Below are 13,824 nucleotides of genomic sequence, written 5' to 3'. Positions count from 1 at the left end.
GTATTTTTGAGTCATGTAAATTTAAGTAATTAAGGCTTCAGTCTTTGCAAGGCTGCTTTGGCTTCACTGAAATCTTTTTTAAACGAAGAAGCCTTGGTATAATCTTCTATCGCCAATGTTTTATTGCCCAGCTGTTCCTGTGTCTGTGCGCGATAATAATAGGCCCATGCATCTGTAGGTGCCGATTTAGCGGCCATGTTATAATAGGTATACGCTTCTTTCCAGGCTTTTTTGTTGCTGTAAATTTTTCCCAGTGCCAGGTAAGCTTTTTCAAATCCCGGATCAGCAATGATGCATTTCCGGTAGGTGAGGAGTGCTGCCGGTTCATCTCCCAGTTCTTCCTGGAATTGTGCCGCTTCATATAAAGGATGGGCATTGGTGGTATCCAGTCGCCATGCCTGTGTATAATAGGTCAGCGCGGCCGGTGCTTTGCGGCTGCGCAGCAGGTCACCCAATTCCATCACGGCTTCAAATTCGGGTTGTGCGCCGGCGGCGTGAATAGCGGAGGTAAGATGCCGGATGGCAGTAACGGTATCTTGTTTATCTTCTGCCATACGGGCTTTCAGGTAAAAAGCTTTGTCACGCCCTTCATTCGTTTGTGCGAGTACATTAGCGATACTGTCGGCAGCAGCATATGATTTATTTTCTATGAGCGCAGTCGCCAGCCGGTACTCCAGGTACGTGTAGCCGGGAGCGGTGGTGAGGGCCTGCTGAAAGTAACCAGCTGCCTTTTTGTAATCATTTACGATGAGGGCCGCTTCTCCGGCGCCTGCCCAGTAGTCGGTGTTGGCAGGCATCAATTTCGCAGCTTTTTCAAAATCAACCTGCGCAAGAGCGGGATTGGTATTAAAGAGCAATAATGCACGGCGGTAATACAATTCCGGATTATCCGGAAACTGCCGGATCGAGTCTGTTACCGGCCGGATAATATCACTTTGTAATACGGTGTCTGCATTGCCTGCAGCTGCCGGCTGCCGGGTGCCGGCATTGTTACATGCCAGGGCACCCACTAATAACAGGAGGATAGATAAATACTTCATACAGACGCCAAAACTACAGAATCCTTATCGCATTAACCAGTTTTTGAACACAGTATAGTCTGCCGCCAGTAAGGTGGCTTCTTTTTCTTTGCCGTATAAAGACATCACCTTCGCTGGTGTATATATTTCCTCGCGGATAGACTTAGGTGCCGTGTCTTCAAATTTCACCGGGTGTGCGGTTTCCAGGAATACACCGGTCAGCTCAGGAGAATGTTCCAGGTAACGTTGCAGCCCCATGAAACCTACTGCCCCATGCGGGTCCAGCATATAGTGATTTTCTTTCCATACCTGTTCCATGGTACGGGCAGTGTCTTTATCATTAAAACTGTAAGCCGTCAGCTTTTCAGCGAGAGAAGGCAGACTATTGCCAAATAACTCCAATATCCGTACGAAATTGCTGGGATCTGCCACATCCATGGCATTGGAGAGCGTAGGGAATGCTTTGCCGGGTTCATATTTACCGCTGGCCATAAACCTTGGTACCGTATCATTAATATTGGTGGCGGCTACAAAATGTGACACAGGTAATCCCATGGCGGTAGCCATCAACCCCGCACAAATGTTACCGAAATTACCGCTGGGTACAGAAAATACCAGCTGGGGATGTGCTGCTTTCATTTGCTTGTAAGCCAGGAAATAATAGAACATCTGCGGCAACCAGCGGGCTACGTTGATGGAGTTGGCGCTGGTAAGCGGGCGGCGGGCCTGCAGTTCTTTATCCAGGAAAGCCGTTTTTACCAGCTGCTGGCAGTCGTCAAAAGTACCTTGTATCTCCAGCGCATGGATGTTTTTACCCAGGGTAGTCAGTTGTTTTTCCTGCAGCACACTTACCTTCTGAGAGGGGTAAAGGATCACTACTTCTACACCGGGAACATTATAGAATCCACTGGCTACAGCACCGCCGGTATCACCGGAAGTGGCTACCAGTACAGTTACCGGCTCAGTACTGTTGCGGCGGAAATAACCCAGGCATCCGGCCATAAAACGGGCGCCTACATCTTTAAAAGCAAGCGTGGGCCCATGAAATAATTCAAGGGCATAAGTATGACCGGTGACTTTCTGCACCGGGAAAGGAAAATGCAATGTGTCTGTAACTATCTTTCTTAATGCTTCTTCGGGTATTTCGTCTCCTACAAATGGGCGGATAACTTTTAGTCCGATTTCATGATCCGTATAGTCGTGCAGGTGAGTKAGGAAGTCTTTGTCCAGTGTTGGTATCTGTTCCGGGAAATATAAACCTCTGTCTGGTGCTAATCCTTGTACAACTGCTGTTTCGAAATTTACCTTGTGCTGCTTGTTTTGTAAGCTGAAATACTGCATGGATAATACGTTTGTTTTGGTTAGTCAATCACTTTTACACCGGCGGTGTTAATTTGGGAAACATAGATTTTATAATCTACTCCCAGTGGTGCGTAAACGCTATCCATAGTAGCCGCAACTTTGCGGGCATTTTCTTCTCCTTTGCTAAGCATAAATACAGAAGGACCGGAACCTGAAATACCTCCTCCCAATGCACCGGCTTCCTTACATTTCAGTTTGAGTTCATGGAAGGCAGGGATGAGGATGGCTCTTACCGGCTCTACGATTACGTCTTCCAGGGAGCGGCTGATCAGTTCATAATCTTCCTGGTATAAGCCGGCCACGAGTGCGCCAACGTTGCCCCACTGCCGGATGGCATCGGTCATCAGTACTTTCTGCTTCAGTATTTCACGGGCATCAGAAGTTTTTACTTCTATCTGCGGATGTATAACGGTCACCCATAAATGTTCAGGGGTATGCAGTGTGGTGATGTCGAGCGGACGATAACTTCTTACAAGCGTAAAACCGCCCAGGATGGCAGGAGCTACATTGTCGGCATGTGCAGAGCCACAGGCAAGTCTTTCTCCTTCCATGGCAAAGCGTACCAGTTGTTTTTTTGTGAAAGGCTCTCCCAGCAAGTGGTTAACGCCTACTACCGCACCGGCGCTACTGGCAGCACTGGAGCCAATGCCGCTACCCGGATGGATCTTTTTGAAGATCTCTATTTCAATTCCGATATCCGGTTGTTCGTATTTCTGTAAGAGGGCCTGCACCGCCACCCCGGCCACATTACGGGCGGGATCCAGCGGAAGGTCTGCGCCATGGATGGCAGTAATGCGAATTCCCGGCTCGCCGGACCTGCGAAGGATCATTTCATCTCCCGGCGCGTCCAGTGCCAGTCCTATCACATCAAAGCCACAGGCCACATTGGCAACAGTTCCTGGCGCAAATACTTTTATACTATCCATATAACCGTTTAAGTAAGTTTAATTTAATAATTGATTCCAAGGTTTGCAAGGATGCGGCAAACATTCATGTAAAGTTTACAATCTGGCACTGCGGATAATATCAGCAAAGATGCCGGAAGCTGTTACATCTGCACCTGCACCGGCGCCTTTTACGATCAGCGGCTGGTCTTTATAGCGACTGGTAGTATACAGCACAATATTATCCTTGCCTTCCAGCTTAAAGAACGGATGATCCGGCGCTACACTTTGTAATCCTACCGAGGCCTTTCCATCTTMATAGCGGGCTACAAATTTCAGGCGTTTGCCTTCGGCGGCAGCGGTTTCGCGGAGTCCCTGGAAATGTCCGGCATGTACGTCCAGTTCTTCGTAGAAAGCAGGTACAGAAGGCGCATCCAGGCAGGCTACCGGCAGGAAAGAGTAGTTAGTGATTTCGTCCATTTCTATGGCCGCACCACTTTCCCGGGCAAGGATCAGTATCTTCCTCATTACATCTTTACCACTCAGGTCAATGCGTGGATCCGGCTCTGTGTATCCCTCATCCTGTGCGGCTTTTACCACTTCCCGGAAGCTGGCGCCGTTAACAAAATGATTGAACACAAAATTGAGACTACCAGATAAAACGGCTTCGATACTATGTACTTTGTCGCCGCTTCTGATCAGGTCATTCAAGGTGTTGATAACCGGTAATCCTGCGCCAACATTGGTTTCGAAAAGGAAAGAAGCATTGTATTTTCTGGCAAGGTCTTTCAGTTGCTTGTAATAGATATATTCGGAAGAACAGGCAATTTTATTGCAGGTGACCACTGAAATACCGTGTTGCAGAAATTCATGATACACGGCCGCAATGTCGCTGCTGGCGGTATTATCCACGAATACACTGTTGCGGAGGTTCAGTGATTTTATCTGTTGTACAAAATCTGTGGTACTCACACGGTCGCCCTGCTCCAGTTGTCCGCGCCAGTTATCCAAAGGAATGCCACCGTCCATTAGCAGGGTATGTTTACTGTTGGCAAGGCCAATCACTCTTACCTGTAGTCCCAGCTCATCCCGGAGGTACTGTTGTTGTTGCTGCAGCTGTTCCAATAGTTTGCTGCCCACGTTACCTACACCCGCTATAAACAGGTTGACCTGTTTCAGCGGTATTTCGAAGAAGGTTTCGTGCATAACGTTCAGGGCTTTTTTGATATCTGCCTTATTGATGACGGCGGAGATATTTTTCTCTGTAGATCCCTGTGCAATGGCCCTTACGTTGATACCATTGCGGCCTAAGGTGCCAAACAGTTTGCCGCTGGTACCGTGATGATTTTTCATTTTATCACCTACTACGGCTACAATGCAGAGGTCTTTTTCCACGTGCAGGGGTTCGATGCGTTTATCCAGTATTTCCTGACCAAACTCGCTGTCAACGGTAGTTTTAGCTTTCAGCATATCCGTTTCATGTATACCTACGGTAATGGAGTGTTCGGAAGAACTCTGTGTAATGAGAATCACGTTGATCCGTTCCCGTAAGAGGGATTCAAACAATCTCTTGGAGAAGCCGGGGATGCCGACCATACCGCTGCCTTCCAGGGTGAGCAGCGCAATATGTTGTATGCCGGAGATACCGGTTACGGGGAAACTGCGGTCAGCGCTGTCCTGGATAAGGGTGCCATGATCTTCCGGGGCAAAGGTGTTTTTGATCCAGATGGGAATGTGTTTACTCATGACCGGCTGGATAGTAGGGGGATAAATTACTTTAGCGCCGAAGTGGGAGAGTTCCATGGCTTCCACATAAGAGATATGTGAAATAGGAATCGCCTGTGATACGATGCGGGGATCTGCGGTCATCATGCCGCTAACATCTGTCCAGATATCCAGTACGTCGGCGTTAACAGCAGCGGCCACAATAGCGGCGGTATAGTCGGAGCCGCCACGGCCCAGGGTAGTGGTTTCTCCTTCGGCGGTAGCGGCTACAAAGCCCGGTAATACTACATAGTCAACGGTGGACTGTGCAAAGTACTGGGTAATATGGTGATTGGTGGCAACAAAATTTACGGCACCGTGGCCAAAGTTATTATCTGTAACAATCAGCTCGCGGCTGTCTTTACAGGCGGCAGAGAAGCCTTGTTGTTTGAGTTTCTCCGCTACGATGGTACAGGACATCAGTTCTCCGTAGCTCATAATTTTATCCAGGGTGCGGGGGCTGAGTTCCGCTACCTGGAAGATGCCATCGCAGAGGTTTTCGAGGGCATTTAATTTTTTCTTCAGCTGGCTAATCTGTCCGCTTTGTGCGGTAATGGGGAATAACTCACGGATAGTATCCAGGTGTCGGGCTTCAATTTCCTGTAATACATTTTTGTATTCTTCCTCGCCTTGCTCTGCGAGTTGTCCGCAGCGTATAAGCTTGTCCGTTACTCCACCCAGTGCAGATACAACGATCGCATATTGTCCGGCAGGTTTATATTTTTTGAGGATGTTGCAAACCTGTTCTATTGCTTTGGCGCTTCCTACAGAAGTGCCGCCAAATTTTAATACTTGCATATGGAAAATTTATACGTAGTTAACTCCGGGTCCTCCCGGTTGTGTACCACTTTGTGGTCGTTGGATAATATGTGAAAACTAACCCCGCAGTGGGGTTGTAATAAATGTGGACGTTGTCGCCATAGTGTCCGTGTCCGGCTGAGAGGCAGGATTAACAGAGAATTGATATGTGTAAAACGGTATCACTATTTTAAATATGACGATTGTGTAACAAAAGTCTATAATTACACCGGTAAATAAAAGTGCAGTGGTGATATTTAGAAATATTTTAAAAAATAAGCTTATTGGTTGTTTTTGTATTTATTTTACGCCTTTACAGTGATTATTATTTAATAAATGACCGCTGTTGATATGTTTTTGTTATTTCAATAAGTAATGAAAATGTTGTTTTTGTGACAATATTGTGACATATTAACGGGTTTCAACTGCTCCGTCATCTCGTTGTTACTACACTATCAATACTTCTCCGGTACTTCTCCGGTACTTAGGACTCGTCTATCTATTACATTCCCACTATACATCTATTACTGTTCCATTACTCTCTTACTACTGTTCCACTACTCTTTTACTACTCTTTCACTACTCTTTCACCGCACTATGCCCCTTCCAGGTGCCCGCTATGACTCCTGCGGTACGCTACTTATTTTGGTTAATATAGAATTATATCCTTAACTTAGTTGCCTAAACAATCGCCACTTGTCCATTTCACTGAAATATACAAGCAACAGTCAGCTTAACTACTACTTTCTCATGGCCACACTTGCCATGGATTCGACTTTGGCATAACCTTTCCCAACGGCCACTGCCGGCCATTCTTCGTGTTTATATACCGTAACTTTGTAATAGTAATTTTCTGCTATTCCCGTGCATGTGTATCTCATTATTTATTACCATTCACCGGTTGCGCATTGATATATCATTTCGATCATACACCAGTACGAATCATACACCCGTTCAATCGTTAATTGTACACCAAAACAATTTTTTTCAATTTACCTGATATGCCACATTATCATAAACTAGGACAAATACCGCATAAGCGCCATACCCAGTTCCGCAAACCGGATGGCCAGCTGTATTCGGAACAGTTGTTTTCTACTGAAGGATTCTCCTCTCATTCCAGCTTATTGTATCACTGCCACCCACCTACGGAAATTGTAAAAGTAGATGAACCGTACTCCGTAGCACCTAAGGTAGCGGAAGAGAAGATGCTGAAACACCGCAGTTTCATGGGCTTTAATATAAAGCCGGAAGATGATTTTCTGCAGAGCCGTAAAGCGGTGCTGGTCAATAGTGATCTTCATATTGTACTTGCTTCCCCTCGTAAAAGTATGGAAGGTTATTTCTATAAAAATGCGGATGCAGATGAAATGATCTTTGTACACGAAGGCAGCGGTGTGCTGAAAACGCAGTACGGTCAACTGGAATTCGGTTACGGCGATTACCTGGTAATACCGCGCGGGACTATTTACCAGATCTCGTTCAACAGCGCAGATAACCGCCTGTTTATTGTAGAGTCGTTTAGTCCTATCCGTTATCCGAAAAGATACCTGAGTAAATACGGACAACTGCTCGAACATTCACCTTACTGCGAAAGAGATATCCGGCAACCACAAAACCTGGAAACCATTGATGAGGCCGGGGATTTCCTGATCCGCATTAAAAAGAAAGGAGTGATATATCCGATCCACTACAGGCATCATCCGTTTGATGTGGTAGGGTGGGATGGATGCGAATATCCGTTTGCTTTTTCCATTCACGATTTTGAGCCCATCACAGGTCGTGTGCATCAGCCACCGCCGGTGCATCAAACCTTTGAAGGAACCAACTTCGTGGTATGCTCTTTCTGTCCCCGCTTATTTGATTACCATCCGCAGGCGATTCCTGCCCCGTATAATCACAGTAATATCGACAGCGATGAGGTATTATATTATGTGGATGGTGACTTTATGAGCCGTAAACATGTAGTGCGCGGCATGATTACGCTGCATCCTGCAGGCATTCCGCACGGACCTCATCCCGGAGCTGTTGAAAAAAGTATCGGCGCAAAAGAAACAAAAGAACTGGCAGTAATGGTAGATACCTTTCATCCGCTGCAAATCACGGAAGAAGCATTGGGTATTGAAGATGGCAGCTATGTAATGAGCTGGGCAGAATAATTATTAATAACAGCAACCAACGACTTATAAAACCAAAACAATTGAATGTTATGGAAACAGCATTAATGAATGCAGACAACTTAACCGGTCAGCAGGACTTTTTACCMCTCAACGGCACAGACTACGTTGAGTTTTATGTAGGCAATGCCAAACAGGCGGCCCTTTACTACAAAACAGCTTTCGGTTTTCAATCAGTGGCATATGCCGGTCCGGAAACCGGTGTGAAAGACAGGGTATCTTACCTGTTAGTGCAGAATAAATTGCGCTTTGTACTGACGACCTCCCTGTTTCCCGATACAGATATTTCCCGTCATGTAGCTAAACACGGCGATGGCGTAAAAGTACTGGCACTGTGGGTAGAAGATGCCCGTTCTGCTTATGAAGAAACCGTGAAACGCGGCGCTACACCCTATATGGAGCCTACAGTAGAGAAAGATGAATTTGGCGAAGTAGTACGCAGTGGCATTCATACTTATGGCGATACCGTTCACGTGTTTGTAGAACGTAAAAATTATAACGGACTATTTCTGCCTGGTTTCAAAGAATGGAAATCAGACTATAACCCGGCTGATACCGGCCTGCTATATGTAGATCATTGCGTAGGTAATGTGGGTTGGAACGAGATGAATACCTGGGTAGGATTTTACGAACGCGTAATGGGGTTCAAAAACCTCATCTCTTTTGATGACAGCGATATTTCTACCGAGTACTCTGCCCTGATGAGTAAAGTGATGAGTAACGGCAACGGACGTGTGAAATTCCCGATCAACGAACCAGCCGAAGGCAAAAAGAAATCCCAGATCGAAGAATACCTGGATTACTATGGTGGACCAGGTGTACAACACGTGGCCATTGCTACCAATGATATTGTGAAAACAGTGTCTGAATTGCAGCGCAGGGGCGTGGAGTTCCTGAAGGTGCCGGAGGTATATTATGAAACATTGCTGGACAGGGTAGGGAAGATTGATGAGTCTATCGCCCCGTTAAAGGAATTAGGCATCCTGGTAGACAGAGACGATGAAGGGTACCTGTTGCAGATCTTCACCAAGCCACTGCAAGACAGACCTACCGTATTTTTTGAAATTATTCAGCGTAAAGGAGCACAGTCTTTTGGTAAAGGCAACTTCAAAGCCCTGTTTGAATCTATAGAAAGAGAACAGGCATTGCGCGGTAACTTATAGTTTCCTATGCTTTCTTTAGTTACACTCCCGATGGGAGTTCTTTAGGCCGTCTTATGATGGTTACAACAATTTAAATGCAGAGCCCGCCTGATTTCCACGGCGGGCTTTTTTATTTTTATTTTAATAGATATTTATTATTTTTAATGCGTATATTTAATCCATATGATGGAAATGATTGGAAGGCCTTGTTTTTATGAAAACCTTTGTTATTAACAACTTAATAACCATATCCTCCTTGTTTCCCATTTAATTAGCCATATTTTTATGCCGTCTTTATATAATGCAAAAAATTTAATATTTGTAACCTATGCTCAACAAATCTGCCACCCAAAGGGTTAGCCTGGCCATGCTCATGGCATCTGTCGTTGTTTTTTCGGCCTTCCGTTCAGACCGGAATTCACAACAAAGTACTTATCTGCATAAAATATCTTCTCCTGCAGGACAAACCGTGCTGGAATACAATGCGGATAAGACCATCAGGAAAATTGTACAGTTTCATAAAACAGAAAATGCAGCTTACAGCGATGTACAGCTCCCTGTTTATGAAAATGGCCGCCTGGTGAAAAGTCTTTTTGCGGACAACGAAACCGCCACCACCGGAGATCTTTATACCTCCTATGATTACGCAGGAGAGAAAGTGGCTAAGATCAGCTACTACCGCGATAATGCAGTGTATACCTACGATTCACTGGTGTATAACGAAACCGGTAAACTCGCTACCCGGTACCAGTTTGGAAAAAATCCGGCTAAAGGTACCTGGGAAAATACTGGCTACCAGCAATTTACCTGGGACGGAGAAGGAAATGTAACGCAGATCGATAATTTTGGTAAACAACCAGGATATTCCAAATTCCTGCATACATCGGCGATAGGCTATACCTACGACAAACAGCAGAATCCTCAGCAACAACAACCGGAACTGGCCAACCTGATGGATCTCAGCGCCGCTAATTTGTCTGCACACAATATCCTGACAGAAAATATCAGCAGCGTTAATTCTTCCCGAGTGGTAACCAGTACCTATTCGTATGCCTACAACGGTGGTAAATACCCTGTACGCGGTACTTATACATCCGGAATGGATGCCGCAGTGGTAAAACTGGAATGGATAAAGCTACAGTAAAGCAATAATCACTTAACTTTACAATATTAAAATAACTGTTCCGTTTTTATGAGGATGCAAACACTGTTTGGTGTATTGTTTTTGTTAGGTGGGATTTTCCAGGCTTTTACAGCTATATTGATCTATCAGGGGCACAAGCACTATATTTTAAAGATTGCCAGCAAGAAAGTAAGCATGGTAATATATTTTATTTTTGCCCTGTTATTGTTTTATCTTGCTTACGTAAACCTGGTTTAAATATTAAAATTTTGTTGAATTAGTATATGAAGCGACTAGTAGTAATCGTCTTGATTTTGTTGGGTGCAGGCAAAATATTTGCCCAGCAATCTTTCCTCGACAACCAGAAAATGTTTCCCAAAGTAGGGGAGGCATACCGTGAGAAGGAAGAGTTGCTGAAAAAAGAGTTCGAAAAGAAAGGGTTGACTTATCCTGCAAAGTATATGTTCATTCGTTCTTTCAAGCTCGACAGTGAGATGGAAATATGGGTAAAAAACAATGCATCGGATACCTTCCGCTTGTTTAAATCCTACCGTGTATGCACCTTATCAGGTAAAATGGGGCCCAAACGCAAGGAAGGCGACAGACAAGTACCGGAAGGCTTCTACTATATCAATGATTTTAATCCAAACAGTAATTATCACCTGTCACTCGGTATCAACTATCCCAATTTTTCCGATCGCATCCTGAGCGATGCCAAAAATCCGGGTGGTGAAATTTATATTCACGGCAACTGTATCACAGTGGGTTGTATTCCTTTAACAGATGAATTCATTGACGAGGTATACATCATGGCTGTAAACGCTAAAAACGCCGGACAGGATTTTATCCCGGTACATGTTTTCCCGGTAAAATTCGGTAACACCGGTTCCATGAACTATCTCGGTACTTTTACACTGACAGATGGCTCTTCCAAGCAATTCTGGACAGAACTGAGAGGGGCGTACGATTATTTTGAAAAACACCATCGCCTGCCGGTAGTGCTGGTAGACGACAAGGGGAAATATATAATGTAAGCGTAAGGCAAAAAGCCTGAAGCAAAAAACTATTAAGGAGAATGAACAGGGCGGATAATCTTCGCTTTGGGCATTCTCCTTAATAGTTTTTTGCTTCAGGCTTTTTGCTTTATGTACTTTTTACACACTTTAATTTGGTTTTTAGCGTTTTTTTTTCCAACTTGTTCGAAGGTCAAATCAATTTACCAATATGCACAGAAGAGACGCAATAAGGAATGTGGCGATTTTGTTGGGCACCGCCATTTCCGCTTCCACGTTATCAGCTTTAGAAAGCTGTACAGGTTCCGCTCCGAAAAACTATGATTTGCAAAAGCCGGAAACAAAAGCCTTCCTGGCAGAAGTGGCGGAAACCATCATACCCAGAACCAGCACTCCCGGTGCTAAAGATGCCAAAGTAGAAGAATTCATCATTGTGATGATGAACGATTGCTACAAGAAAGAAGACCAACAGGTGTTCCTGGATGGATTGTCGAAAATTGATGCTGCCAGTAATAAGGAATTCAAAAAAGGCTTCATGGACATCACTCCGGAACAACGCACCAAACTGCTCACTACCATCGAAGAAGAGCGCGTAAACTACAACAAGCGTAAAGATAAAAAAGAAGGAGATCCTACCCATTACTTCCAGTACCTGAAAGAATTAACCCTGCTGGGCTACTTCTCTTCTGAGCCAGGTGCTACCAAAGCACTGCGTTATGTGCCGGTACCGGGTAAATTCGAAGGTTGTATCCCTTATACCAAAGGAGAGAAAGCCTGGGCAGTGTAAAACTTCTTTTTATTCTTTAAATCTGATCATACATGAACCTGAATATAAAAGCACAGGAAGAGCATACCTATGATGCCATCGTGATTGGCTCTGGTATCAGTGGTGGCTGGGCAGCCAAAGAATTAACCGAAAAAGGATTGAAAGTACTGATGCTCGATCGTGGTAAGCCACTGGAGCATGTAAAGGACTACGATACTGCTACCAAAGATCCGTGGGAATTCAAACACCGCGGCCGCATTACCGTAGATCAGCGCGAAACACATCCTAAGCTGAGCCGCGATTATCCTTATAGTGAACACAACGAAAAATACTGGATCAACGATTCCGAAAGTCCATATAACGAAGTAAAACGCTTCGATTGGTATCGTCCCGATATCGTAGGTGGTAAGTCCATCATGTGGGGCCGCCAGTCTTATCGCCTGAGCGATATTGACTTTGAAGCCAACCTGAAAGATGGGATTGCAGTAGACTGGCCGATCCGTTACAAAGACATTGCTCCCTGGTATGACTATGTAGAGAAATTTGCCGGTATCAGTGGTTCAAAAGAAGGGCTGCCTCAACTGCCCGATGGTCACTTTATGCCAGCAATGGAAATGAACTGTGTGGAAAAAGATGTAAAGAAAAGTGTAGAAGACAAATTCAAAGGCCGTATCATCACCATGGGACGCGTGGCGAATATTACGCAGCCCCTTCCCGGCCGTGAAAAATGCCAATATCGTAATCTTTGTAGCCGCGGATGTCCGTTTGGCGCTTATTTCAGTACACAATCCTCTACTTTGCCGGCAGCCGTAGCTACCGGTAACCTCACGCTTCGCCCTGACTCCATCGTAAACTCCGTGATCTATGATGAAAAATTAGGCAAAGCTACCGGTGTAAAAGTGATAGATAAACATACCAAGGCAACAGTAGAATACTACGCTAAAATCATCTTCATTAACGGTTCTACCCTGGGATCTACTTTTGTGATGATGAACTCCATCTCTTCCCGCTTCCCGAATGGATTGGGTAACGATAGTGGGATGCTCGGTAAAAACCTGATGGATCACCACTTCCGCACCGGTGCTTCCGGTACTGCAGAAGGGTATGAAGATAAATACTATTTCGGTCGCCGTGCAAACGGTATCTATGTACCGCGTTACCGCAACATCGGCAACGACAAACGCGATTATATCCGCGGATTTGGTTACCAGGGTGGGGCCAGCCGTTCCGGATGGAGTCGCGGTATTGCTGAAATGGGTGTGGGTAAAGATTTCAAGGAAATGCTCACTGAACCGGGCCAATGGAGTATCGGTTTAGGCGGCTTCGGCGAATGCTTACCATACGAAGAGAATAAGGTAACACTGGATAGCTCCGTGAAAGACGCATGGGGCCAGCCTGTCCTGAAATTCGATGCAGAATTTAAGGAGAACGAAAAGAAGATGCGCGTAGACATGATGAATGATGCCGCAGAAATGCTGGAAGCAGCAGGTATGAAAAACGTGAAAACATACGACAATGGTTCTTACCCGGGTATGGCTATCCATGAAATGGGTACCGCACGTATGGGCCGCGATCCGAAAACGTCGATGCTCAATGGCTTCAACCAGATGCATGCGGTGAAGAACGTATTCGTAACGGATGGTTCTTTCATGACATCCGCTTCCTGCGTAAATCCTTCCCTCACCTACATGGCTATGACAGCCCGTGCGGTGGATTATGCAGTAAAAGAATTAAAGAAAGGCAATATCTAAAATGATAGTACTTAGCGGTCAGGGA

General features: G+C 45.3%; 11 protein-coding genes. 6 read left to right on the top strand and 5 right to left on the bottom strand.

Translation table 11 applies throughout. From position 1 onward, the window contains the following. Positions 1-29: 29 nt before the first annotated feature. From AC1DCV_RS07745 to AC1DCV_RS07725, 5 genes are all read right to left on the bottom strand, one after another. On the bottom strand, positions 30-1,040 hold the full coding sequence (locus AC1DCV_RS07745) for a tetratricopeptide repeat protein (protein WP_477022653.1): 1,011 nt from the start codon (positions 1,038-1,040) through the stop codon (positions 30-32). A 24-nt stretch (positions 1,041-1,064) separates the two neighbouring features. After that, positions 1,065-2,360, bottom strand: coding sequence for a threonine synthase (thrC, locus tag AC1DCV_RS07740; RefSeq protein ID WP_477022652.1), 1,296 nt, complete (start codon positions 2,358-2,360; stop codon positions 1,065-1,067). 20 nt (positions 2,361-2,380) lie between these two features. Beyond that, a complete protein-coding gene (locus AC1DCV_RS07735; RefSeq protein ID WP_477022651.1) occupies positions 2,381-3,307 on the bottom strand; it encodes a homoserine kinase in 927 nt (308 codons plus the stop codon). Between the two features lie 75 nt (positions 3,308-3,382). Then, the gene (gene thrA / locus AC1DCV_RS07730) at positions 3,383-5,827 is read right to left on the bottom strand and encodes a bifunctional aspartate kinase/homoserine dehydrogenase I (protein ID WP_477022650.1); all 2,445 of its coding nucleotides are present in this window, start codon (positions 5,825-5,827) and stop codon (positions 3,383-3,385) included. Positions 5,828-6,567: 740 nt separating this feature from the next. Continuing rightward, positions 6,568-6,708, bottom strand: coding sequence for a hypothetical protein (locus AC1DCV_RS07725; RefSeq protein WP_477022649.1), 141 nt, complete (start codon positions 6,706-6,708; stop codon positions 6,568-6,570). A 120-nt stretch (positions 6,709-6,828) separates the two neighbouring features. Here AC1DCV_RS07725 and AC1DCV_RS07720 point away from each other — a divergent pair, with 120 nt between their 5' ends. From AC1DCV_RS07720 to AC1DCV_RS07695, 6 genes are all read left to right on the top strand, one after another. Then, a complete protein-coding gene (locus AC1DCV_RS07720; RefSeq protein WP_477022648.1) occupies positions 6,829-7,986 on the top strand; it encodes a homogentisate 1,2-dioxygenase in 1,158 nt (385 codons plus the stop codon). 50 nt (positions 7,987-8,036) lie between these two features. Next, a complete protein-coding gene (gene hppD / locus AC1DCV_RS07715) occupies positions 8,037-9,167 on the top strand; it encodes a 4-hydroxyphenylpyruvate dioxygenase (RefSeq protein ID WP_477022647.1) in 1,131 nt (376 codons plus the stop codon). Positions 9,168-9,474: 307 nt separating this feature from the next. Beyond that, complete coding sequence (locus AC1DCV_RS07710) at positions 9,475-10,290, top strand: hypothetical protein (protein ID WP_477022646.1); 816 nt, start codon at positions 9,475-9,477, stop codon at positions 10,288-10,290. Positions 10,291-10,553: 263 nt separating this feature from the next. Continuing rightward, a complete protein-coding gene (locus tag AC1DCV_RS07705) occupies positions 10,554-11,303 on the top strand; it encodes a L,D-transpeptidase family protein (RefSeq protein WP_477022645.1) in 750 nt (249 codons plus the stop codon). Positions 11,304-11,493: 190 nt separating this feature from the next. Further along, positions 11,494-12,069, top strand: a complete 576-nt coding sequence (locus AC1DCV_RS07700) for a gluconate 2-dehydrogenase subunit 3 family protein (RefSeq protein WP_477022644.1) — start codon at positions 11,494-11,496, stop codon at positions 12,067-12,069. Positions 12,070-12,101: 32 nt separating this feature from the next. After that, positions 12,102-13,799: a GMC oxidoreductase gene (locus AC1DCV_RS07695; protein ID WP_477022643.1), complete on the top strand. Its 1,698-nt coding sequence runs from the start codon at positions 12,102-12,104 to the stop codon at positions 13,797-13,799. Positions 13,800-13,824: the final 25 nt, after the last annotated feature.

It is taken from the genome of Chitinophaga sp. 10T418, from assembly GCF_056394125.1.
Note: the sequence above shows the minus strand (reverse complement) of the source record. Positions and strands in the feature narration are given on the sequence as shown.

Excerpts from the sequence above, each read along its gene's own strand:
- AC1DCV_RS07735 (WP_477022651.1), bottom strand. The coding sequence starts at position 3,307 with ATGGATAGTATAAAAGTATTTGCGCCAGGAACTGTTGCCAATGTGGCC.
- AC1DCV_RS07695 (WP_477022643.1), top strand. The coding sequence starts at position 12,102 with ATGAACCTGAATATAAAAGCACAGGAAGAGCATACCTATGATGCCATC.
- AC1DCV_RS07720 (WP_477022648.1), top strand. The coding sequence starts at position 6,829 with ATGCCACATTATCATAAACTAGGACAAATACCGCATAAGCGCCATACC.
- AC1DCV_RS07700 (WP_477022644.1), top strand. The coding sequence starts at position 11,494 with ATGCACAGAAGAGACGCAATAAGGAATGTGGCGATTTTGTTGGGCACC.
- AC1DCV_RS07725 (WP_477022649.1), bottom strand. The coding sequence starts at position 6,708 with ATGAGATACACATGCACGGGAATAGCAGAAAATTACTATTACAAAGTT.
- AC1DCV_RS07745 (WP_477022653.1), bottom strand. The coding sequence starts at position 1,040 with ATGAAGTATTTATCTATCCTCCTGTTATTAGTGGGTGCCCTGGCATGT.
- AC1DCV_RS07710 (WP_477022646.1), top strand. The coding sequence starts at position 9,475 with ATGCTCAACAAATCTGCCACCCAAAGGGTTAGCCTGGCCATGCTCATG.
- AC1DCV_RS07705 (WP_477022645.1), top strand. The coding sequence starts at position 10,554 with ATGAAGCGACTAGTAGTAATCGTCTTGATTTTGTTGGGTGCAGGCAAA.